The following is a 22840-nucleotide window of genomic DNA, read 5'->3' on the forward strand; positions in this document are numbered from 1 at the left end:
GGCGACCTCGATACACGAGTCGCCACGCGATGCCGGAGCCCCCCGACAGCGCCACTCGTCGATAGGCCCGGTCAGGAGCCCAGGAACTCCAACAGCACCGACCGGAACTGCTCCGGGCGCTCGATGTGGGGCGAGTGCCCGACGTCCGTGAAAGTCTCCTCGCTGTAACTGCCACCGTTGGCGGCGTAGGCCTCGAGTACGTCCCGAGTCTGGTCGTTCATCGGCTGCGGAGGATAGACGTCGTCGCCTGGCCAATCGGGCAGTTCGCCGATCTGGCCTAAATAGCCAGCGTCAAAAAAGGAGGTGTCCGAGACGATCTGGTCGGCGTCGCCCCGGACCCACAGGACCGGCGGTTGCGGTTCAATGGTAGCCAGACCCGACGCGTCGAAGTACTTCGGTGAAATCGCGTTGAGCACGCCCCGCTCGCCTGGTGCCACCCCCGGCCAGTTGTCGGATGGTACCGCGTCACCGGGATAGTTCCCGTCGCCGACGGCCGTCGCACACATCGCCTCAACGTAGGCGTCGGCCGTCTCGGAGGCAAACTCGTGGTCCGGGCCGACGTAGAACGCATGCATCACCGAGCGCGGCGAGGCGTCGGCCTCCGCGGTAACGTCTCCCTCCGCCAGACGCTCGACGAATTCGTCGTCGGCGAGGCCGCCACCTGTGCCGGCGTAATCGGGCTGGCAGGGCGTTCCATCGCGGGTCGTGCCACCGAATCCGTAGGGCGACATCGTGCTGACCAACACCAGCTCCGTCAGGGTCTCCGGATAGTCGATAGCGTACTGCATGGCGATACCGCCGCCGATGGACCAACCGACCAGCGCTACCGCCTCAACCCCGACCTCTGCGAACAGGGCCGCCAGATCCTCGGTGTAATCCTGAACGCCTCGGGTTGCGTCGACCGGTTTCGTCTCCGAGTCGCCGTACCCCCGGAGGTCAGGGGCGAGGACCCAATAGTCGTCCGGCAGGTCGGCCATCAAACCGCCCCAGAACCGTGAAGACGAAACGTTCCCATGGACCAGACAGAGTGCTGTTCCGTCGGGATCGCCCGAGACGAGGACGTTCGTCGTGAGGCGGTCCGTCTCGACGCGTCGTGACTCGACTGAATCAGGGAGTGTATCGTCCATGCCTCTCCTTCGCAAGGGAGTGATATCAATAGATGGGTCGCTCCCTCCTAGTCCCCAGTGGACGGCTTGCCTACTGGTCCCCTCAGGACTGCCGTACTCACCCTCTGTATCTCGTGAGGCGGTCCTGACAGAAGTAGCGCAAGTGTAATCCGACTCTGGTGTGTGTCTCCGTGACCACAACGGGACTCGCCGTCAATTGAACATTCGACACATCCTGTATATTTATTCTCGGGAATATTCTATACGTATGTCGTGTACCGTCGAGCCCTCCTGGCGTCGCTCGCCACTTCCCTCGCTGGGTGTTCACTGGCGCCGAGTGAACCCCCTCCAGCATCGTATCCAAGGACCAGACCAAACATCTTCATCTCCTTCGATTGGGACCCTGATCGATCAGCGCTCAGTGTCTCGTTCGAGGGCGGAAACCGGCTTACAGCCGGAAATACGGGTCGGCTTACCATCGTCACGCCAGACCTCGATGATAGTGAGACAATATGGGTCGGCCCGGCAGAAACGAACGCGAAAGCGTCGTTTCCGCTCACTCCCGAGACAGCTGTGACACACGAGCTCCCGCGGCCGGCGTCGACGAATGTGTACTGGTTCGAACCCGGGGAGGGAGACGAGGAACTCGTCGCGTATTGGGATCCCGAAACAGAATCTACGGGGGTCGACGGATGAATCGCCGTCAGTTTCTCGCCGGCGCCGGGGCAGCAGTTGTCGGCACAGCGGGTGGATACGGCGGTATTCGCGTAGGTGATATCCGTCCGTACGACATTCCGCTGCCGACAGGCGACTCACCGCGTGAGCGCATCATCGCGGCGGCGGCGTACCGTTTGGCAGCTGACCACCGAGCGATTACGCGGACTCGGGTTCTGGATGACGGGACCGAAGAGACACCGTATGATCTCGACGTGTACAGACGACGGTATCAACATTCGCGTCGCCGATACCTTCATGCGCTAACCACGTACAGAGGACCCCTAAGAAGTGCCGGCATCGACCATCGCAGTGGCATGTTCCCGCACCGGAATATCTGGGCACTACTTCATTACAGCCGAGTGTTCAGGAACCCTGAAAACCTGCCCTTGACCAAGGTCCTCTATATGACGGATGGCAAGATGGTCTCTGATCTTAACGCGCCGGTTCCAGAGGGAGACACAGTTCGTGTTTCAGACGCATGGGCTAATGTTATTGCTCCCCACCGCTATCCGACTGAGCTCGCTCCGACGGAATTTATTCGCCCGCACCGGACCAACTGGGAAACAAGTGAAGAATCATCTCAGACGGTTACCTACCGCCTATCCGACCGGGATGCGTACACGCAGGTGGTTCCATTCCCGTATCGATTACGAGACGTGGAACTCGGCGAATGCTGGATTGAGGTGACGATCAGTCGGAATACAGGCCGACTCCGGCGAATTACCGACCACCGAGTCCACACGCTCACCGAAAGTGAGGGGAGTGAGCGATCACTCACGTATCGTATCGAGACCGAGTTCGACCAGTATGAAGAAACGACTGTCCGCCCGCCGGTTGGAGATATTGATCAGGATCTCACTACCCGATTAAAATCACTCATCGTCGATTTGATCACCTACTGAGTCTCACACTGTTCAGCACCAAGACGCTGGTAGACTCAGCGTCTTGAGCTGTTATTTTCTGATGGCTCTGTCGAACTCCTCAAACGGTACTATGGTCTCGGAGCCGTGCTGAATACGGGGCGCGAGCCGGCCAAGTGGGTAGCGAACGTGTCCGCTGACACCGGGCCGCTCACGAGTCGGAACAGTCAGTGCCCGCTGATCCGACGGCGGCGCTGAGACGCCCACCCTGCGACGGCTCCGATGGGGACGAGCAAGGTACCGACCAGCGGGCTCCACGCAGTAGCGACGGTTCGGGTAACGCCGACAGCAGTCCACAGCGGCTCCGGATAGAGTTGGACTGCGTACTGTAACCCCTGCCCAGTAACGGCACTGAGGAGGAGCGGAAACAGTAGTACGTACACTCCTGTCAGTGTCGGGACGAGTGTCACGATGCCGAAAGCCGTCACACCGCCCACGAACGCTCCCTGCTTCGGAGTCGACACCCGAGACGCGACTCGTCGCCACACGGTAGTGCCCAGGACGAACCCCGAAACAAACGCGAACTGAGGCGCGTATCCGATCCAGTACTGCGCGTCCGGCGACAGGCGCAGCGGAACTACCGCCGCCACGAGCACGTAAAAGAGAGAGGCGGCGAGTGCCGCCGCCGCCGCGACGACCCCGGCACCGATACCCCGCCACCGCGTCGCCGAGCGCTGCTGCCACGCGACCATACGGCTTTGGACGCTGCGTGGGAATATAACTGAGCGCAACCGGTCGGTGACAGTTGTACTCTCCGTATCGGACGCACGCCCACTGACGGGGACGAGTAGGCGGTGAGGGCTTTGCTACATGGCCGGCGCGTGTCCCGGTGAGTCGCTACGAGGTTACTGCTCGGAACCGTAGCGACCGACTCCGACCGCGATCACCAACAGCACGAGTACGACAGGCGTGTAAACGAGGTCGCCTGTATACGCCATTATCCCCACGATCATCGCAGCGATAAAGATCACGACGTTCTTCCAGCGGGCATTCACTCGCGTCCGAATCGTTTCGTTCATGCACGGTAATGCTGTGGTGTCATCTTAGCTGTTACTCCGTTTGACTCCGTAGGGGACTGTTAGTGGTGGTAGCGGCGGTTTAACTCGGATAGAGCAGAACGAACCGAGGCGTTGCGTCGGCATAGAGACCGTTCAGTCGCTGCTGTTCGCCACGCTTCACGCTCCAGATACGGAGTATCCAGCAGTCGAGTCCCGACGCAATCGCGACTTCGAGTCGAAGCGACTTAGCTACTTGTAGGGCGGTAGCCGGACCTTTGAACGTGTTCGCGGACGGTCGCGATCGGTGATCAGTCACGACCAAACGGAACTGCCGCTCCTCGCGTAACGTCGGAAAGGAATTGTGCGTGGGTGCTGTCGTAGATACAACACCGGCATCGGTGGGGTTGTGCCCCGAGCGATGCGTGGGACCGGATTTGAACCGGCGGACCTCTACAGGACAGCGCCCTCAACGCTGCGCCGTTGGCCTGGCTTGGCTACCCACGCTCGCGGTGTTCTGTCGCGTCCCCACCTACCTTTCCCCTGATTAAAAGCCCTTCCATTCGAGGGAGCCGTGGCGGAGTTTCGCAGACCGCCGGGCGACGGACGCCGGCGCGACTCGGCGACCGCGTCCGGCAGGCGTCGACCGCAACCGGCACGGGTTTGGGGGTCGCGTCCCACCGCACGGATATGAACGACTGGGCCCGCGAGAACGTCTCCGTCCTGACCGCCGTCGCCTCCGTCGTCGCGCTCGCGCTCGTGTTCGGCGCGGTGGGCGGCGTGATCCCGAGTTCGCTGCTGCCGCGCGCGAGCGACGCCGTCCTCGCCGCGATTCCGCATTTCAACGCCGCCGTCTCCCTCACCGCCATCGCGACGATCCTGCTCGGCTGGCGGGCGATCTCGCGGGGGAACGTCGAGCGACACCGGAACTTCATGGTGACCTCCTTCGCGCTGTTCGCCGCGTTCCTCGGCGCGTACCTCTACCGGCTGATCCACGTCGGCACCACCGAGTTCCCCGGGCCGGAGCTCGTCTACTCGTACGTCTACCTCCCGTTCCTCGCGGTCCACATCCTGCTGGCCATCGTCTGCGTCCCGTTCGTCTTCCACGCGCTCTTCCTGGCCGCGACCCGCCCGTACGCGGACCTCTACCAGACGCGACACTCGCAGGTCGGGTTCGTCGGCGCCGTCCTCTGGCTGATTTCGTTCACCATGGGGATCGGCGTGTACCTGCTGCTGTACCACGTCTACTGACCGAAACCGCGACGAAGATATCGGGGCGGCTACGCGTTCCGCTCGGCCTTCCGATGGGCGGCGTAGAACAGCGGGACGAGCAGCGCGCCGGCGAACCCGAAGCCGAGCGCCAGCGTTCCGATATCGCTCGCGGAGAGTCCGCTCCCGCCGCCGGAGCCGCCGCTTCCGGAGCCGCCCTCGCCGCCGACGAGCTGATCGTCAACGGAACCGACCGCGACGGCGCCCTTCATTCCGACCGACTGGTGCGGCTCGCAGACGTAGCGGAACACGTCACCGTCGCCGGCGTCCTCGAAGGTGTACTCGAAGGTCTCCCCTTCCTCTGCCACCGGCTCGCCGCTGGAGAAGACGCCGTTCTCCTCGACGACGTTGTGGCCGCCGCCCTGCCCGGTCCACTCCCAGACGACGGTCGTGCCAGGGTCGACGAGGATAGCGGGCGGGTCGAACAGCAGGCCGTTCTCGCCCGCGCCGACCGCGACGGTGACCTCGCTCTGCCCGCGGAGGTCGCGCGTCCCCTCGTAGTTGCCGACGTTCGAGAACCAGTCGCCGTATCCGGCCGCACCGCCGCCGGAGCCGCCGTCGCCACCCTCCGCCTGCGGATCGACGAGGTCGTCGTCGACGGAGCCGACCGCGACGGACCCCTTCATCCCGATGGACTGGTGCGGGCCGCAGTAGTAGTTGAACACGTCGCCGTCGCTGGCGTCGTCGAAAGTATACTCGAAGGTCGTCCCCTCCTCCGCGACCGCCGACCCGCTGTCGAAGGTGCCGTCGTTCGCGACGACGTTGTGGCCGCCGCCTTGCCCGGTCCACTCCCAGACGACGGTCGTGCCCGGATCGATCAGGATGGCAGCGGGACCGAACAGGAGGCCGTTCTCGCCCGCGCCGACCGAGACGGTGACCTCGCTCTGCCCGCGGTAGTCGTGGGTCCCGTCGTAGTTGCTCACGTCGTCGAGCCAGCCGTCGTACTGGGCGGCCGCGGTACCGCTTCCGGCGGCGACGCCCGCGGCGACCGCCGCGCCGGCGGCCCCGGCGCGGAAGAACCCGCGGCGGCTCATCGACGCGGCGTCGTCCTCGGCAGCGTCGGCGTTCCGTGTCATAGTCGCACGTCTGATCGTGATCGTATTTAAGCCCCCGATACGTCCCGAGCGGTCGAACCGCCGCCGAACGTGTGCGGGGTCGCGTTCGAGGAGGCGCGGATCGCGACCGGGCGTTCGAGGCCCGATCCGACCGGTGAATTCGGCCGTCAGCGGGCGCTAATCGTCGGCCGGTGTCGGGTCAGAGACCGGCGCGTCGACGTCGCGGTCGGTCGCTTCGCCCTCCACGTCGAAGGGGTACTCACCGGTGACGCAACCGAGACATAGGTCGGCGCGGCTCTCGCCGAGCGCCTCCGCGACCGCGTCGATGGAGAGGTACGACAGCGAGTCGGCGCCGACCTCCTCGCGGATCTCCTCGGTCGACGCGTCGGCCGCGATCAGCTCCTCCCGGGTCGCCATGTCGATGCCGAAGTAGCAGGGCGCGAGGATCGGCGGGGCGCCGATCCGGAGGTGGACCTCCTCGGCGCCCGCCTCGCGGACCAACTCGACGAGCTGGGTCGAGGTCGTCCCGCGGACGATGGAGTCGTCGATGATGGTGACCGACTTCCCCGCCACCGTCGAGCGGATCGGGTTCAGCTTCAGGCGGACCGCGCGCTCGCGCTCGTCCTGCGTCGGCATGATGAACGTCCGGCCGACGTACCGGTTCTTCATCAGGCCCTCGGCGAACTCCACGCCGCCGTCGTCGGCCGCCCTGGGCTCGCCGTCGGCGGTCGTCTCGGCCGCGGCGTCCGCGTAGCCGGAGGCGAACGCGCGCCCGGAGTCGGGCACGGGCATCACTACGTCGGACTCGACGGCGGACTCCTCCCAGAGCTTGCGGCCGAGCTTCCGGCGGACCTCGTACACGAGGCTCTCGTCGATGACGGAGTCGGGACGGGCGAAGTAGACGTGCTCGAAGAAGCAGTGGGCGGTCGACTCGCGTTCGACCAGTTGATACGTGTCGTAGCCGGTGCCGTCGGGGTCGAGGACGACGAGTTCGCCGGGGCGCACGTCGCGGATCAGCTCGCCGTCGAGCGTGTCGATGGCGGCCGACTCGCTGGCGAGGACGTAGCCGCTGTCGACCTTCCCCAGACACAGCGGCCGGTTGCCGAGCGGGTCGCGGACGCCCAGCACGGTGTCGTCGTGGGTGATCGCCAGCGAGTAGGAGCCGTGGATGCGGTTCATCGTGTGCTTGACCGCCCGTACGAGGTCCTCTTCCAGTAGGTTCCGCGCGAGGTCGTGGGCGATCACCTCGGTGTCGCCGTCGGAGGTGAACGCGTGGCCCGCGGCCGCCAGCTCCTCGCGCACCTCGTCGGCGTTGACGAGGTTGCCGTTGTGCGAGAGCCCGAGCGAGCCGGACTTGAAGGAGACGGAGAACGGCTGCGCGCAGCTCTTGTCGAGGCTGCCGGCGGTCGGGTAGCGCACGTGGCCGATGCCGGTGCCGCCCGACAGCGACGCGAGGTCCCCCTCCTCGAAGGCGTCGCCGACGAGGCCGCGCTCGACGTGGCTGTGCTGTTGGAACCCGTCGTGCGTGACGATCCCCGCCGACTCCTGCCCGCGGTGTTGGAGCGCGTACAGCGCGTAGTACAGCGGTCGCGCGGCCTCCCGGTCCGCGAGCGAGACGCCGACGACGCCGCACTTCTCCCGCGGTTCGTCGCCGCCGTAGTCCCCACCGGCGTTCATGTACGCGAGGGTGAGGCGGGCGGCGATAAAAATCCTCGTGTTCGTGGCGTATCCCCCCGCCACTCACCGCGAGTTATACACTATTGTGTATATTTTCGGTGAGCGACCACGTGCGGTCGGGCGGTCCGACCGACGCGGCTCACGCCGTCTCGCCGCCCCCGACGAACTCGTCGAGTCGATCGAAGTACTCCTCTCTGGGTACCTGGTACGCCCCCCGGTAGTCCACGTCGCCGGCGACGAACCGCTCCGCGACGTCGACCGCGCCGGCCGCGCCGGCCTCCCGGCTCTCGTGGGTCTCCGTGACCGCCTCGATTTCGGGCTCTAAGAAGAGGACGACGTGCCACTCGTCGGTCGCGTACTGGCCCGACCCGGGCCGGGCGTTCCGGGCGCCGTTCGTCAGGTAGATCGTCGGGAGACACTCGTCGGGGAGGTCGCCGCTCCCGAAGACGTCGGGGCGGTAGACGAGGATCGCCCGCCCGCTGGGCGCCTCGTTCCACAGCCGCCAGCCGTCCGGCAGCGATTCGAAGGCCATGCGCCTCCTCGGTCGCGGAGGCTTGAAAACGTCGCGCTCGGGCCGAGTCGGCGCCTCTCGGTCGAGAGTGACTCTCAGTCGACGATGTCCGACCCGCCCGGCGGCAGGAACTCCTGTAGCTGGTCGGCGCTCGCGACCTTCCGCACGAACGACTGGTCCGCGAACCGCTCTTTCAGGGTCCGGTAGGCCATCATCGCGGCGTCGTTCTGCGCGTACATCCCCGGCTCGAAGGTGACGTGCGCGGCCGCGCGGTCGACGATCGCCGACGGCGGCCCGCCGATGGCGCGGGTGACCGGCTCGCACTGGACGCCGACCGCGATCCGGCAGGGAACGTCCTCGAAGTACGTGCGGTCGCCGCGGATCACGAAGCTCCCCTTCTCGATGTACTCGCCGCTCTCGGGCGTCTTCGACACTTGGTCCGGCTCGACCATGTACGCGTCGCCCGCGCCGCGGCCGTCCTTCCAGTCCGACGAGTAGGAGACGGCGAACTGCGCGGCCTCGCGCAGGGTCTCCTCGGAGAAGTCGACGGGGTCGGCCGACTCCGACGGCCCCGACGCCTTCAGGATCGTCACCGGTCCGCCGTGCGCCTGCGTGTGGAAGAACCGGTCGTGCTTGCTCATGTACTTCTTGACCAGCTCCTCGTTCTGGTCGGCGTTACGGCCGCCGATGACGAGGTATCCCGTGGAGGTGCGGAACCAGCGGAACCGCTCGAACCAGTCGTCCGGGCTGCGGATCGGGATCGACGACCGCGACAGCCAGTCGGTCTCGTACTCCTCGTCGGCGTCGCCCTCGCCGTCAGCGTCGTCTCCCTCGTCGGCGGCCTGCTGCTCCTCCCACTCCCGCTTCCGCTCCTTGACGGCCTCCAGCTCCTCGCGGGTCGACTCGATCGCCTCCTTCGCGCCCGCCTTCTTCTCCTCGACGCGCTTCGCCTCCCGGTAGAGCCGGTCGGCGTTGACCTCCACGCCCTCGCTGGCGTCGAGTTCGACCCGGGTCGTCCCGCCGTCGTCGCCCTCCTCGTCGAGCTCGACCGTCACGGTCCCCTCGCCGCCGTCGACGCCGACGACGGCCTGCGCGGCCTCGATCCCGCGCTCGGCGCCGGCGTCGAGCGTCGCCTCGATCTCGTCCCACGGCACCTCGTTCTCGCGGGCCTCGCGCACGGTCGAGATCACCTCGTCGACGAGGTCGTAGTTCGCGTACAGCAGCTCGGCGCGCTCGCGCTCGGCCTGCGCCTGCTCCTCGAACCCCTCGATCGCCCCCTTCTGCTGTTCGATGATCCGCTCCTGTTTGGCGATCTCCTCCTCGAAGTCCGGGCGGGAGCTGCCGGCGTCGGCGGGCGCCTCGCCGTCGTCGGTCGCCTCGCTCCCCAGCCGGTGGAAGTACTCGTCGACGGCGTCGTTGAACGAGTCGAAGCCGACGCTCGGGAGGTCCTCGTGCTCGGCGAGCGGGAACGGCGTCACGTCGACGACCCGAGGTTCGCCGCCGTCGCCGTCGGTCCCGTCGCCCTCGACCGACTCCTCGTACACGCGTGGGTCGACGTCGCCGGAGCGGAGCCGCTCGTCGATCCGGGCGAGCGCGTCGTGGAGCGCGCGGAGCTGGTCGTCGGTCGCCTCCTCGATCGGCGTCTCCTTCGGCACGCCGGCCCGCGTACACACCTCCTCGGCGTACAGGCCGCCGAGGTTCAGCTGCGTCGCGAGCGTGCGCACCACGTCGCTGTCCGACTCGCGCATGTGGCGCTCGAACCCGCCGTAGCTCACGTCGAGCGGGTTCAGCCGGGAGGCCGGGTACTCGTACTGCGAGCCGGGCGCCACGGTGCGGGACTTGAGCCGCACCGTCGACAGCGCCCCGATCACCTCGCCCGTCTCGTCGAGCGCGGCGACGTTCCCCTGCCCGAACAGCTCCGCGACGAGGGTGGTGTTCCCGTCCTCGCGCTCGAACTCGAAGGTGAGGATGCGGTCGAACTCGTACTGCTCGACGCCCGCGAAGTCCGCGCCCGACATGCGGTTCCGCAGCATCTTCGCGAAGTTGGGCGGGCGGCCCGGCGCGTCCGCGACGTGCGCCGGGTCGGCGGCGTGCGCGCGCTTCACGTCGCCCACCTCGATCATGAGCTCGACGCGGCCGCGGTCGAAGTCGCGCAGCTTCAGCCGGAGCAGGTCGTCGTCGTAGAGGTACGCCTTGTCGACCTTCGCGCCCTCGTACCGATTGAGTTCGGTGACGAGCGCGGCGAGGTCGATGCTCGACAGCTCCCGCTTCTGGTCCATACCCAAGACAGACCGGCGGGCCGGAAAAAGGCGTGTCGTTGTGGGCTTCGGCGCGACGGTCGGTTCGTCCGGCGGACGAATTCCGCGCCTCTACTTCCTGTCCGAGAGTCGTTCGACGGTGTTCAGGGCGTTGATGATCCCGGCACCGAACTCCGAGTCGCTCTTGCCGTTCGCGCCCTCGGCGCCCTTCTGGATCGCCTGTTCGACCTGACTGGCGTTCGCGTTCGGTTCGAGCTCACGCACGAGCGCGGCGAGGCCGGCGACCTGCGGGGCCGCCATGGAGGTTCCAGACTTGTACCCGTACTTACCCTGCTCGACGGGGATCGTCGAGAGGACGCCGTTCTCGGGGAAGGGAATGTCTCCGGGTTCCCCGGCCCCCTCCTCGCCCAGCGTCCGCGGGATCGTTTCGTACCAACCGCCCGGCGCGGCGATGTCGATGTCGCTCGTGCCGAAGTTCGAGTAGAACGAGAGCGTGTCGGCCGGCGACGTGGCGCTGACGGTGAACGCTGCCGGAACGCTGTTCGGGAGCGTGAAACCGCTGCCCTGGAGGCTCCCCGAGTCGTTGCCGGCGCTCCCCGTGATCACGGTCCCGCGCCGGACCGCGCTCTGGAACACGGTTTGGACCTCCGCCTTGAGCTTGTTCAGTTCCGAACCCGGCTGCTGGACGCCCGGGATCCCGAGGCTGAAGTTCGCCGCGTCCGCACCGATCTCAGCCGCGTAATCGATGCCGGCGAGGATGTCACCGAACGACGCGCCGCCGTTGGCGGGGAACACGCGGATCGGGATCAGCTCAGTGTCTGGCGCGGTGCCAACGACGCTGGATTCGCCCGTGGCGCCGACCGTTCCGGCGACGTGCGTGCCGTGAGACCCGGAGTCGTCCGGCCCGATCTCCGGCACGTCGTCGTCGACGACGAACGCGCGACCGAGGTCCTTGTTGACGTTCCCGAGGTCCGGATGGTTGAGGTCGATCCCCGTGTCGACGATTGCGACGCGCGTTCCCTCCCCTGTCGCGTACTCGTGGGCCTCGAAGACGTCGGTGATCTCCTTGTCCCACTGGAGGTCGGACAGCGCGGCGCCGTCGCTCGGCGCGCTCTCGGCGGCCACTTCGGCGTCGACTTCCGGCTCGTCGAGTTCGAGCTTCAGGTCCGGGTTCGCGGTCTTGACGCCCTTGACCGACTCGATGTCGGCGGCGGCGTCGCTCGGACCAACCGCGACCAGTACGTCGCCGTCGGCGAGCTCGTGGCGGACCTCGAACCCAGCGGCCTCGATGGCGTCGGCGACGCCGTTTCCGTTCGCACCGATGATATACTGCGTCCTGCCGTCTGCGGCCGACGCAGTTCCTGTGATCGTCGCCGTCGCGGCGAGTCCGGCAACTCCCTTCACCAAAGTTCGTCGATCGAAGTGCATGTGAGTAGCCCTCGTGTGACGAGGTACCGATACTGTAGCCTGATAACGTATAAATGTTCACTAGTGAATACTCCTGTACTAAGCTAAATCCTAGTAAACTGAACTCCTGTGGTAGACGGATAAATCGGTCGATGACGCCGCTCGACGAGAGGCGACGCTGGGCTGAAAAGGAGAGATCGGACGATGGCCTACAACCGCTTCGACACGTACGGGCCGTCCTGCCGGTAGCCGAGCTTGTTCCGGTAGTACTCGCGGGCGCCGATGCCCGAGATGACCGCGACCTTGTCGTAGCCGGCATCGCGGGCGAGTTCCTCGGCGCGTTCGAGGAGCCGCGTGCCGTACCCCTGGTGCTGCCAGTCGCCGTCGCCGCCGATGCCGACCTCGTTGCCGTACACGTGGAGCTCGCGGACCAGGGCGGCGTCTTCGAGCTCCGGGCGGATCGGGTCGCTCTCGGTCCCGGGTGCGCCGGGCTGGTCGGGCGCGAACGAGGGGAATCGCAGTCGGCAGAAGCCGACGAGCAGGTCCCGGACGGGGTCCTCGAAGGAGATAAAGTACTCCGTGCCGCCGCCGGCCTCGTAGGTGAGCACGTCGAGTTCCACGTCGTCCGGGTCCGGGTCGGCGTCGTTGTGCCCGACCTCGCGGGCGCGGATGTCGCGCTGGACGATCCCCTTCTCCTCAGCGCGCTGCGCCGCGAGCTGTCGGAGGTTCGACTTCTGGACGCCGGCGTCGATGAAGTCCGCGGGGATGTCGCGCTGGACGCGCTGGAGCCGCGTGTACTTCGGGATCTGGTCCATCACGTCGGCGACGAGGTCGGCCGCCTCCTCGCTGGTGAGCGGGTCGAAGTCGTCGCGGCGCCACCGATCGTACACGCGGGTCCCCTCGACGACGAGGGTGGGGTAGATCTTCAGGTAGTCGGGCCGCCAGTCGGGGTTCTCGAACAGCTGGCGGAAGTCCTCCAGACACATCTCGCGGGTCATCCCCGGCTGGCCGGGCATCATGTGGAAGCCGACCTTGAACGCCGCGTCGCGGAGGCGGCGGTTCGCGTTGCGGGAGGCCTCGTTGCCGTGCCCGCGATGCATCTCGCGGTTGATCCGCTCGTAGGTGGTCTGGACGCCGACCTCGACCTTCGTGCCGCCCAGGTCGAGCATGCGGTCGATCTGCTCGGGGTCACACCAGTCGGGCTTCGTCTCGAACGTCGTCCCGATGTTGCGGATCGCGTTCGTCTCGTTCTCGGCGATCACGTCTTCGAGGTACTCGAACTCGGTGTCCTCCGGCGCGGGCGCGAACGACTCGCCCTCGGCGGGCTCCGGCTCCTTGTCGAGGTCGTAGTCGTTCATCGCCTGGAGCGCGCGCTTCACGAACCACTCCTGGTAGTCGTGCGAGCGCGCCGTCATCGTTCCCCCCATCAGGATGAGTTCCACCTTGTCGACCGGGTGGCCGATCTTCCGGAGCTGTTCGAGCCGGAGGGTGACCTGTCCGTACGGGTCGTAGTCGTTCTGCTCGCCGCGGGCCGCAGCGGGCTCGTGGCCCGTGTACGACTGCGCCGAGGAGAACTCGGAGGCCGGGCCGCCGGGGCAGTAGAGGCACTTCCCGTGCGGGCACAGCTTCGGCGAGGTCATGATCGCGACGGGGGAGACGCCCGAGGCGGTCCGGACGGGCTTGCGCTGGACCACCTCAATCACGTCGTCGCGCGCTTCGGCGGGAGCGTGGTCCAGTATCTCGGTGTTCTTCGGCACCTTCGGGGAGCCGAACTCCGAGCAGGCGTCGAGCTTGGCGCGTTCGAGGTCGTCGCGCTCGATCTCGCCCGCGAGGATGCGGTCGACGAGGTGTTCGCAGGTGCGGACGAACGCCTCCGAGTCGGTGCCGTCCCCGGAAGCGGCGTCGTCGGCGTCGCCCGCCGCGTCGGTACTCATTACGCCTCGATCGACGGGTTTCGGAGTTAAGCGTGTCGCACCGGGGAAACCGGCCGGTTTTAGGCCGCCACCCGCGTAGCGGGGGCCGTGTTACGGAAGGACCTCCTGCGCGTCTCCCGGGCGGGCGGCGGCTACCGTCCGCGGTTCGCCGGCCGGGAGCACCGCCCGCTCGCGGCCCGCGTACTCGGGACGTTCGAGTCGCACGTCGGCGAGCGCCGCGGCGACCTCGACGACGCGCTGGCGGACCTGGAGGCCGACGCGGCGGCGCGGAACGGCGACTTCAAGCTCGTCCGCGGGCTCGCGGCGCTCGTCGAGCGCGAGTGCGAGTTCGAGACGCGCGCGCCGGTCCCGCCGCGCCGCGTTCGGCGCGCGGCGTTCGAGGCGGCCGAGGCGGTCGGCGTCGCGAGCGAGGCGGACCGCGAGGTCGCGGTCGAACGCGCCGCGGACGCGCTGGGGATCGAGCCCGGCGACGTAGCGGCGTCGCTGTACGCCGACCGCGACGTGGAACGGGTGCTCGTCGACGCCGACGTGCGCTGGGACCCGGACGCCCTGTTGGAGCAGTACGATCTCTCCTTGGCCCAGACGGCGCTGTTCGACGCCACCGAGGTCCGGGTGCGGTCGAACGACCCGAAGCGGCTGGTCTCGGCGGTGAAGCGCCTGCGGTTGATGTACGAGGTCGAGCGGACGCCCGAGGGGAGGGAACTCGTCGTCACCGGCCCCGACGCGCTGTTCTCGCGGACGAGGCGGTACGGGACCGCCTTCGCGCGGTTGCTCCGGACGGTCGCAAAGTCGGCGGAGTGGTCGCTGGAGGCGACGATAGACGACCGCGGCCGCGAGCGCACGATGCGCCTCTCGGACGGCGACGTGACGGTACCGGCCGTCGAGCCCGTCGCGGAGCCCGACTTCGACAGCGGGGTCGAGGCGGACTTCGCCGGCCGGTTCCGCGGGCTCGACCTCGACTGGACGCTCGTCCGCGAGCCGGAGCCGCTGGAGGCGGGCGCGAGCGTGATGATCCCCGACTTCGCGTTCGACTACGCCCACGCCGACTTCCGGCTGTTCTTCGAGGTGATGGGCTTCTGGACCCCCGAGTACGTCGACAAGAAGCTCGGGCAGCTGGCGGACGTGGAAGACGTGGACCTGCTGGTCGCCGTCGACGAGAGCCTCGGCGTCGGCGAGGAGATAGCCGCACGCGACCACCGCGTCGTCACCTACTCCGGGACGGTGCGGGTGAAGGACGTGGTCGACGTGCTCCGCGAGTACGAGGCCGACTTCGCCGCGGACGCGGCCGCGGACCTCCCCGACGCGCTGTCGCCCGAGGCGGACGTGATCGGACTCGACGACCTCGCGGACGAGCACGGGGTGAGCGTCGGCGCGATCGAGGGCAAGTCGTTCCCCGACCACGATCGGATCGGGCGGACGCTCGCGCGGCCGGCGGTACTGGAGGCGGTCGGGGGAGAGATCGACGCCGGGATGGCGCTCTCCGAGGCCGAGTCGGTCCTCGACGAGTACGGCGTCGACGACGCGAGCGCCGCGCTCTCGCGGCTCGGCTACCGGGTCGAGTGGGAGGGCCTCGGCGGGGGGACCGTGCGGGAGAAGGAGTCGTGACGGCGGTCGGTCACTCCGCGACCGGGAGGTCCGCGCGGCTGCCCTTCGGTACCACCGAGCGCAGTTCGTCGTAGAGGTACAGCCCGACGCCGATCGGGACCGACTCGCCGGCGACCTCGTGGGTCGCGATCAGGTACCCCCAGTCGCCGTCCCACTCGGGCAGGTCCTGGTCGTCCCCGGCGGCGAAGGCGACCGCCCGCTCCGGGCCGAGTTCGATCACGTTCTTCGTCGCGCGCGATCCGAACCGCGAGACCGCCCGCCCCGTCGGCTTCCAGTGCTCCTGTCGCGTCCGGAGGAACGTCATGCCGACCGCCTCGACCTCGCTGGGGTCGGTCGCCTCGCCGTTGAAGATCCAGATCTTCCCGGCCCCCTTCTCCCAGAAGGAGTACCCGGCGAAGGTGTCCCGACCGATCCCGAACCGCTCTTCCCACCAGTCGAGGACCTCCTCGCGGCTCGCGCGGCCCTCGACCGCGCGGTCGGCGGGCGTCTCGGGAAGCCGGTCGAACTGCTGCCCGTCGTTGGCGGGCGCGTCGTCGCTCATGCGTCCACCTCCCCGCCGTCGGCGACCGCGCCCCCGTCGCCGGCCGCTCCGCCCACGCGTAGCTTCGCGCAGAAGAACCCGCCCGTGTCGTTGCGGTGGGGGTAGATCCGCTTCGCGCGCGTCACCGACTCGTCGTACGCCTCGCCGTCCCAGTCGGTCACGCCGGGGTCTGTGTCGAGCGGGAGGTCGAAGTCGACCAGCTCGCAGTCCTCGCTCGCGAGGACGTGGTCGAGGACGGCCTCGTTCTCCTCGGGCGCGAACGTACACGTGGAGTAGACGACGACGCCGCCGGGGCGGGTCGCCTGGACCGCCCGCGCCAGGACGCCCTTCTGGATCCCCGCGACCGCGTGGACGTGGTCGAGCGTCCACTGGTCCAAGACGTCCGGGTTCTTGCGACAGGTGCCCTCGCAGGAGCAGGGCGCGTCGACCAGCGCGCGGTCGAACTCGTCGAACGCGAGCGGCTTCGTCGAGAAGTTGCGGGCGTCCTGGTTCGTGACGATCGTATTCGTGATCCCGAGGCGCTCGGCGTTGTGCCGGAGCGCGGAGAGCCGCCCGAGGTTGTTGTCGTTGGCGACGACGGTGCCCTCGTCGTCCATGGCGTCCGCGATCTGCGTCGTCTTGCTGCCGGGCGCCGCGCAGGCGTCCCAGACGCGCTCGCCCGGTTGCGGGTCGAGCGCGAGCCCGGGCAGCACGGACACCTCCTCCTGGCCGTGCGTCCAGCCGTGGACGTACGGCCAGTTGCCGCCGGGGTTCCCGTCCGGGAGCCGGAACAGGCCGTCGTGCCAGTCGACCGGCTCGTAGGCGACGCCCGCCTCGTCGAACGCCTCGCGGACGCGGGCCGGCGTCGCCGCGATGCCGTTCGTGCGCACGACCGATGGGAGGGGCCGGTCGCACGCCGCCCGGAACGCGTCGACGTCGTCGACGAGCGGCTCGTAACGGTCGAGCGGATTCATAGCCCCCCTTTCGCGTCGGGGCGTTAGACGGTTTCGGGACTCGGGCGGCGTCGTCCCGCGCCACATCTTTAGGTCCGCCCCGGGCGTACGGGCGCCATGGCACGCATTACCGTCCTCGACGACGGCGTCTCGCTGGACGCGCCCACCCTGATCGAGGGGTTCCCCGGCGTCGGCCTCGTCGGCAAGATAGCGACCGACCACCTGATCGACGTCCACGGGATGACCCACTACGCGAACGTCCACTGCGACGGGCTCCCGCCGGTGGCCGTCTACCGCGAGTCCGAAACGGCCGCGACGACGCCGGTGCGGTTGTACGCGGACCCGGATAACGACCTCGTCGCGCTCCGCAGCGACGTGCCGGTGAACCCGAGCGCGGCGACGGAGGTCGCGGCGTGCCTCGGATCGTGGTTCGATGAGATCGACCTGTTCCCGGTCTTCCTGTCGGGTCTCGGCCGCGAGAAGGACGAGGCGCCGCCGGAGCTGTACGGGATCGCCACCGGCGACGGCGGCGAGGCGCTGGCTCGGGCCGACGTGGCCGAGCCGTCCGAGTCCGGACTCGTCTCCGGCCCCACGGGAGCGATGCTCGCGGCCGCGCTGGAGCACGGCCGCGACGCGGTCGGCCTCGTCGTCGAGTCCGACCCGCGGTTCCCCGACCCGGAGGCGGCGCGGGTGCTCATCGCCGACGGCATCGACCCGATCGCCGGGATCGAGACGCCGACGGAAGGGCTGGTCGAACAGGCGACCGAGATCCGGGACGCGAAACAACAGCTCGCCGAGCGGATGCGAGAGGCGACCGAAGAGAGCTCGCAGGCCGAGCCGCTGAAGATGTTCCAGTAGCGGTTCGCGATCGGGGGCTATCGACCGCCCGCGTCACCGTCGTCGCCCTCCAGCTCGTCGAGGATCGGCCGGTACTTCAGCTGGACCTCGTCCCACTCCCGGTCGGGGTCGGAGTCGGAGACGATGCCGACGCCCGCGAACAGCGTGGCGCGCCGGCGGGTCGCGACCGCAGAGCGGATCGCGACCGCGAACGCGCCGTTGCCCGCGGCGTCGATCCAGCCGACCGGCGCGGCGTACCAGCCGCGGTCGAACGGCTCCGTCTCGCGGATCGTCGCCAGCGCGCGGTCCGGCGGCAGCCCGCCGACCGCCGGCGTCGGGTGGAGCGCCTCGACCAGGTCGAGCACGTGGCGGTCCGCGTCCAGCTCGGCGGTGATCGGCGTGTGGAGGTGTTGGACCGTCGCGAGGCGACGGACGCGACGCTCGCCCGCGGAGATGGACGCCGCGAACGGCTCCAGTTGGTCCCGGACCGTCTCCGCGACCAGCTCGTGTTCGTGGACGTTCTTCTCGTCGTCGAGGAGCTCCCGCGCGAGCCACTCGTCCTCGCTCGGCGTCTCGCCGCGGCCGGTCGTCCCGGCGAGCGCGTCGGTCTCGACGGTACGGCCGCGCAGCGAGACCAGCCGCTCGGGCGTGGCGCCGAAGAAGGCGCTCTCGCCGGCCTCGGGCTCGAACCAGTAGCGGTGGCAGTCCGGGTACTTCTCCGCGAGGCGCTCCAGCGTCGCCGCGCGCGGGAAGTCGGCCGCGAGGTCGGCCTCCAGCGCCTGGGCCAACACCACCTTCCGGAGGTCGCCGTCGCGGATCCGGTCGACCGCCGCGACGACGCTCTCGCGCCAGGCCTCGGGGCTCGTGGTCCGCCGGCTCTCGCTGATCCCGGGCCGGGGTGGCCGGTCCCCGCGGCCGTCAGCGTCGCCACCCGGCGCCTCGCCGACGCCGTCGAGGGCGGCGAAGCGGTCGACCTCGCTCGCCAGCCGGTCCTCGACCGCGGAGACGTCGGCGTCGTCGCCGACCGCGTTGACCGTCAGCCACGCGCCGTTGTCCGCGACGGTCAGCTGGACGCGGGGCAGCACGAACCGGGCCTCCGGGAACGGCGTCCACGGGTCGCCGTCGCAGGCCCCCTCGTGGAAGGCGAAGCCGCCGAAGACCCTTGGGCGGGCCGCCTCGGTGCCGGCGTGGACGTCGCCTGACTCGAACAGCTCGGTCGTCGCGTCGCGGATCGCCGCGAAGCGGTCGCCGCCGGCGGCGGTCAGGGTGGCCGCCGCGCCGCCGCCGATCACCAGCGCGTCGCCGGGCGCGCTCCAGGTCGTTCGCGGCGCCGGAAGCGCGTCGAACGCCGCCGCGAACGCCGGTTCGTCGATCGCCGTGGTCCGGCTGACCAGCGGCGGTGACGACCGAGAGCGCGCCCCTTTCATACGTACCGAGTCGGGGCCGTGGACCCTTTATCCTGACTATCGGGGCGGAGCGGACGGGGGAGATCCGAGCGGCGAAACAAACGGGCGACGGACCCCGCGCGATCAGCTGTAACGCTCCTCGTTCCAGGGGTTCGCCGTGTCGCTGTACCCGCGCTTCTCCCAGTAGCCGAGCTCGGGCTCCGTCAGGAGCTCCACGCCCGAGACCCACTTCGCGCCCTTGTAGGCGTACTTGTGCGGGGTGACGACGCGGATCGGGCCGCCGTGGTCCGCCGGGAGGTCATCGCCGTCGAAGCCGTACGCCAGCTGGACGCCCGGCTTCGTACACTCGTCGAGCGGGAGGTCGGTCGTGTAGCCGTCGAGCGAGTGGAACATGACGTGTTCGGCGTCGTCGCGGACGCCCGCGAGGGCGGCGAGGTCAGCGAACGCGACGCCGGTGAACTCGCAGTCGAACTTGCTCCACCCCGTCACGCAGTGGAAGTCCTGTCGCTGTGTGACGGCCGGGAGGTCGCGGAACTCGTCGAGCGAGAACGAGCGCGGCTCCTCGACGGCGCCCCACACCTCCAGTTCGAACGTCTCCGGGTCCCACGACGGCGTGCCGCTCTTCGAGAGGACGGGGAAGCCGTCGGTCTCGCGCTGGCCCGGCGGGAGCCGGTCGTCGCCGTACTCGCGGTAGAGGTCGGTGAGGTCCTCGGCGGCCTCGACGCCGGAGTCGGTCATGGAACCCGGTTCGGCCCGGACCGACGTATGGATGTCGCTCCCGGAGCCGGGCGGGCGACCGAGTGCGCCGCGTTCGGCGAGCCCCCGTCGGTCGAGGCGTGAATGCCGCGCGGCGTTCGCACAATTCCAAGGCAAATTTTGAGGACGGAAAATGAACTTTTCTGTCGTCGTTTTGCGTTTTCATATCGGCGGATCTGCGACGCCAATTTTATATACGCCATGCCATAAGAGCCGGACAGCAAATGCCACGAGTGAAGATAACCGTGCCGGAGCATCTGGAGATGCAGATAGCCCAGATGGTCGAGGAGGGGGAGTTCCTCAACCGGGAGGAGGCGGTCGAGGAGCTGCTGTCGACTGGCATCAAGGCGTACAAGACGAGCGGCCCGCGAGACGACGACGACTCCAACGGATTCGAAGACGAGGGGATGATGGGCCACGAAGACGAGTACGTCTTCTGAGCGAACGACGCTCCTCAGCGGCAGTCTCCGCGGCGCGGAACCGTGCGTACCCCCCTCAACAACCCTTATAGGGCCCACATCCCGTATCTGTGGGTATGCACAAGGACGAGCTGCTCGAACTCCACGAACAGATGGTGACGATCATGGAGCACTTCCGCGCGCAGGAGTCCGTCGACGGCTCGCTGTTCGACCCGTACGACGAGCTCGACGTCGACCCCTCGCACGTCCACAAGTCGAAGAGCGAGCACAAGCACGCGGTGTTCGTCCTCGGGAACGCCCTGGCGAACGCGATGAGCGAAGACGAGTTCTCGCCCGCCGGCCGCGTCGGCAAGCGGATGGAGGAGCTCGCCGACGACGCCGAGAACAAGATCTGAGGGCCCGTTCCGGAACCCTCGGCCCGAGCCAGCTCCTTCCGGACCCCCCGCCTTCGCGCCGACGCCCGATCCCCGCTCCCGAGTTCCGTCCGTCGCCGCCCGTCTCCGGTCCCCGCTCCCGACCCCCGTATTGATGTGTGCGCGGCCCCGTCGAACCTGACATGGTCGCAGAGGCGCTGACGGCGGACGCCGTTCACCTCGCCGCCGGGGGCGTCGCGCTCGCCGTCGCGCTCGCCGTCGTGTACTTCGTCGACCGCCCGAGCGGCGACTGGACGCGGGCGCTCCGGTCCCGACTCCTCCTCGGCGTCCCGTGGGGGACGCTGGTCGTGATGGCGGGCGTGGTGGGGGTGTACCTGTTCGTCCAGTCCGGCCTCGACAACCCGAACCGGCCGGTCGTCATCCCGTTCCGGTCGTGGTCGTACTTCTACCCGGAGGGGCTCGTCTGGTCGAGTTTCGCGCACGCGGGCCGCGGCCACATCACCGGCAACCTCCTCGCCGCTATCGTCGCCGGCGGCCTCTCGGAGTACGCGTACGGCCACTTCCCCGACGGTCGTGAGGTCGGGGAGGCGGACCGGCTCGCCGTCCGCCTTCGACGCCTGCCGAGTCGCGTGTGGGCGCTCCCGAGCCGAGCGCGGCGCCTTCCTCAGCGAATCCGAGCGGCGCCGGGTCGGCTCGCCGCCGTCGAGTCGCCCGCGGCGAACCCGTACGTCCGGGCGTTCCTGATCGTGCCCGGCGCCGCGGTCGCGTTCGGCCTCGTCTCCGCGCTGTTCGCGCTGGGGCCGGTGATCGGCTTCTCCGTCGTCGTGTTCGCGTACTGGGGGTTCGCGCTCGTCTCGCGCCCCGTCGCCGCGGTCGTCGCGATGGCCGGAACGACGCTCGTCGGCGTCCTCTACGACGCCGTCCGGGTCCCGGTGGCGTTCGCGGAGGCGTCCCCCTCCTACGGCGTGCCGGGGTGGGCGAACGTCGCGATACAGGGCCACGCGCTCGGGGTCATCGGCGGCGCGCTGGTCGCGGTCGTCCTGCTCCGGCGCCGCGGCCGAGCCCGGAACGGTGAGGGTCGGAGTGCCGACTCGGACGTGGCCGCGGGGCGGTGGCGGCACCACCCGGTCGCGACCGCCGACGGCGGCGGGACTCGCGCGGACGCGACGGAGCGGTCGGCGCTCGTCGTCTTCGGCGCGCTGCTCCTGTTCGGCGCGTCGCGCCGGCTGTGGGCGGTGTACTGGTACCTCGGCAACGAGCGCTACGAGCTGTACCGCGCGGTCGGCGTCGGGCTGCTCGCCCTGCTCGCGGCGATAGTCGCCGTCGCGGCCGTCTCGCGGGACGAGCCCATCTGGCCGGCCCGGGCGGTCCCGGACCCCGAGACGATCCGGGGCGGGATCCGGTCGGCGACGCCGGCGGCGGTCGGCCTCCTGCTGCTCGTCGCGGCGCTGGCGGTCGTCGCCGGGCCGGCCGTCGTCCCGAACCTCGTCGCGGTCGACGACGGCGACCTCCCCGGCGACCCGGTCGAGGTGGAGGGGTATCAGGTGACGTACGCGGAGGACGTGGAGAACCGGCTCGTTGGCGTCGTCGACGTCGAGGCGTTCGGCCGGTCGACGTCGGTCAACACCTCGGGGGTGATCGTCACCAACCCCGACCGCGAGATATGGACGACGGCCGTCTCGAAGGGGAACCTCGCGTTCTGGGGGTACCGCGCGGTCGACGTGGGCGGGACCGGCTGGCGCGAGACCGTGTGGGTCCAGCGGGTCGGCTGGGTGGCGGCGAACGGGGGGCCGACGTACCGGGTCGACGCGGTCCGTAACGAGACCCGACGGACGCTGTTCACGAGCGAACCGGCGCGCGCCGAGCCCCGGATCGACGGCCGCACCGTCGTCGTCGCGGCCGCGCGCGGGAGCTTCGAGCTGACGGTGATCGGCGGCAGCGGCAACAACGTCACGGCGCCGCTCCCGGCCGCGAACGAGTCGGTGACGGTTCGGGGGATCACCCTCGTGCGCGAGGGCGACGTCCTGTTCGCGGAGCGCGGCGAGACGCGGGTCCGGATCGCGCAGCGGGAGCGGTACGAGGGGCGTCAGTAGTCGAGACCGGCCGAACCGGAGCGGCGAG

The 22840-nt window shown here is 68.9% G+C and carries 21 protein-coding genes and 1 tRNA gene; 8 read left to right on the forward strand and 14 right to left on the reverse strand.

The window, feature by feature from the left end; all coding sequences use genetic code 11:
• Positions 1-71 precede the first annotated feature (71 nt).
• Entirely contained in the window at positions 72-1127 is a 1056-nt protein-coding gene (locus DVK06_RS05305) for an alpha/beta fold hydrolase (protein ID WP_121599567.1), read from the reverse strand.
• A gap of 252 nt (positions 1128-1379) precedes the next feature.
• Here DVK06_RS05305 and DVK06_RS18190 point away from each other — a divergent pair, with 252 nt between their 5' ends.
• Complete coding sequence (locus DVK06_RS18190) at positions 1380-1802, forward strand: hypothetical protein (protein ID WP_147438051.1); 423 nt, start codon at positions 1380-1382, stop codon at positions 1800-1802.
• Entirely contained in the window at positions 1799-2725 is a 927-nt protein-coding gene (locus DVK06_RS05310) for a hypothetical protein (RefSeq protein WP_121599568.1), read from the forward strand. The genes DVK06_RS18190 and DVK06_RS05310 overlap by 4 nt, the downstream gene beginning before the upstream one ends.
• A gap of 185 nt (positions 2726-2910) precedes the next feature.
• Here DVK06_RS05310 and DVK06_RS05315 read toward each other — a convergent pair whose 3' ends face one another.
• The 3 genes from DVK06_RS05315 to DVK06_RS05320 form a co-directional block, all read right to left on the reverse strand.
• Positions 2911-3435, reverse strand: a complete 525-nt coding sequence (locus tag DVK06_RS05315; protein ID WP_121599569.1) for a hypothetical protein — start codon at positions 3433-3435, stop codon at positions 2911-2913.
• A 153-nt stretch (positions 3436-3588) separates the two neighbouring features.
• On the reverse strand, positions 3589-3762 hold the full coding sequence (locus DVK06_RS18630) for a hypothetical protein (RefSeq protein ID WP_158295113.1): 174 nt from the start codon (positions 3760-3762) through the stop codon (positions 3589-3591).
• Between the two features lie 398 nt (positions 3763-4160).
• Positions 4161-4245: transfer RNA gene (locus tag DVK06_RS05320), tRNA-Leu, on the reverse strand.
• A 183-nt stretch (positions 4246-4428) separates the two neighbouring features.
• On the opposite strand from DVK06_RS05320, the gene DVK06_RS05325 reads away from it, so the two are divergent.
• A complete protein-coding gene (locus DVK06_RS05325) occupies positions 4429-4989 on the forward strand; it encodes a DUF420 domain-containing protein (RefSeq protein WP_053771445.1) in 561 nt (186 codons plus the stop codon).
• 29 nt (positions 4990-5018) lie between these two features.
• Here DVK06_RS05325 and DVK06_RS05330 read toward each other — a convergent pair whose 3' ends face one another.
• The 6 genes from DVK06_RS05330 to DVK06_RS05355 form a co-directional block, all read right to left on the reverse strand.
• The gene (locus tag DVK06_RS05330; protein WP_053771446.1) at positions 5019-6083 is read right to left on the reverse strand and encodes a halocyanin domain-containing protein; all 1065 of its coding nucleotides are present in this window, start codon (positions 6081-6083) and stop codon (positions 5019-5021) included.
• A 156-nt stretch (positions 6084-6239) separates the two neighbouring features.
• Positions 6240-7739: an amidophosphoribosyltransferase gene (gene purF / locus DVK06_RS05335; protein WP_121599570.1), complete on the reverse strand. Its 1500-nt coding sequence runs from the start codon at positions 7737-7739 to the stop codon at positions 6240-6242.
• Between the two features lie 139 nt (positions 7740-7878).
• The gene (locus tag DVK06_RS05340) at positions 7879-8271 is read right to left on the reverse strand and encodes a DUF5820 family protein (RefSeq protein ID WP_121599571.1); all 393 of its coding nucleotides are present in this window, start codon (positions 8269-8271) and stop codon (positions 7879-7881) included.
• 74 nt (positions 8272-8345) lie between these two features.
• Positions 8346-10529 carry a ribosome rescue protein RqcH gene (rqcH, locus tag DVK06_RS05345; protein WP_121599572.1) on the reverse strand — a complete coding sequence of 728 codons (2184 nt, stop codon included), beginning with the start codon at positions 10527-10529 and terminating at the stop codon, positions 8346-8348.
• A gap of 90 nt (positions 10530-10619) precedes the next feature.
• Entirely contained in the window at positions 10620-11912 is a 1293-nt protein-coding gene (locus DVK06_RS05350; RefSeq protein WP_233561611.1) for a S8 family serine peptidase, read from the reverse strand.
• 212 nt (positions 11913-12124) lie between these two features.
• A complete protein-coding gene (locus DVK06_RS05355) occupies positions 12125-13849 on the reverse strand; it encodes a tRNA uridine(34) 5-carboxymethylaminomethyl modification radical SAM/GNAT enzyme Elp3 (protein WP_121599574.1) in 1725 nt (574 codons plus the stop codon).
• Between the two features lie 87 nt (positions 13850-13936).
• Here DVK06_RS05355 and DVK06_RS05360 point away from each other — a divergent pair, with 87 nt between their 5' ends.
• Positions 13937-15454, forward strand: coding sequence for a DUF790 family protein (locus DVK06_RS05360; RefSeq protein WP_053771452.1), 1518 nt, complete (start codon positions 13937-13939; stop codon positions 15452-15454).
• Between the two features lie 10 nt (positions 15455-15464).
• Here the strand turns inward: DVK06_RS05360 and DVK06_RS05365 are convergent, their stop codons facing one another.
• Together DVK06_RS05365 and DVK06_RS05370 are read right to left on the reverse strand one after the other, a co-directional pair.
• Positions 15465-15995 (reverse strand): hypothetical protein, encoded by a 531-nt coding sequence (locus tag DVK06_RS05365; RefSeq protein ID WP_121599575.1) that lies wholly within the window; start codon positions 15993-15995, stop codon positions 15465-15467.
• A complete protein-coding gene (locus DVK06_RS05370; protein ID WP_121599576.1) occupies positions 15992-16948 on the reverse strand; it encodes an RsmB/NOP family class I SAM-dependent RNA methyltransferase in 957 nt (318 codons plus the stop codon). Before DVK06_RS05370 ends, DVK06_RS05365 begins: the two co-directional genes overlap by 4 nt.
• Before the next feature lie 96 nt (positions 16949-17044).
• Between DVK06_RS05370 and DVK06_RS05375 the strand changes: the two genes are divergently transcribed.
• Positions 17045-17785: a proteasome assembly chaperone family protein gene (locus tag DVK06_RS05375; protein WP_121599577.1), complete on the forward strand. Its 741-nt coding sequence runs from the start codon at positions 17045-17047 to the stop codon at positions 17783-17785.
• Between the two features lie 17 nt (positions 17786-17802).
• Here DVK06_RS05375 and DVK06_RS05380 read toward each other — a convergent pair whose 3' ends face one another.
• A complete protein-coding gene (locus DVK06_RS05380) occupies positions 17803-19191 on the reverse strand; it encodes an isochorismate synthase MenF (protein WP_121599578.1) in 1389 nt (462 codons plus the stop codon).
• A gap of 102 nt (positions 19192-19293) precedes the next feature.
• Positions 19294-19908, reverse strand: coding sequence for a sulfite oxidase-like oxidoreductase (locus DVK06_RS05385; RefSeq protein WP_121599579.1), 615 nt, complete (start codon positions 19906-19908; stop codon positions 19294-19296).
• A 242-nt stretch (positions 19909-20150) separates the two neighbouring features.
• Here DVK06_RS05385 and DVK06_RS05390 point away from each other — a divergent pair, with 242 nt between their 5' ends.
• The 3 genes from DVK06_RS05390 (at position 20151) to DVK06_RS05400 (ending at position 22812) form a co-directional block, all read left to right on the forward strand.
• Complete coding sequence (locus tag DVK06_RS05390; protein WP_004598554.1) at positions 20151-20366, forward strand: ribbon-helix-helix domain-containing protein; 216 nt, start codon at positions 20151-20153, stop codon at positions 20364-20366.
• A gap of 95 nt (positions 20367-20461) precedes the next feature.
• Positions 20462-20740: a UPF0058 family protein gene (locus DVK06_RS05395; RefSeq protein WP_053771458.1), complete on the forward strand. Its 279-nt coding sequence runs from the start codon at positions 20462-20464 to the stop codon at positions 20738-20740.
• A gap of 161 nt (positions 20741-20901) precedes the next feature.
• Positions 20902-22812 carry a rhomboid family intramembrane serine protease gene (locus DVK06_RS05400; protein ID WP_121599580.1) on the forward strand — a complete coding sequence of 637 codons (1911 nt, stop codon included), beginning with the start codon at positions 20902-20904 and terminating at the stop codon, positions 22810-22812.
• Positions 22813-22840: the final 28 nt, after the last annotated feature.

Source organism: Halorubrum sp. Atlit-28R, assembly GCF_003665955.1.
GTDB lineage: Archaea > Halobacteriota > Halobacteria > Halobacteriales > Haloferacaceae > Halorubrum > Halorubrum tropicale.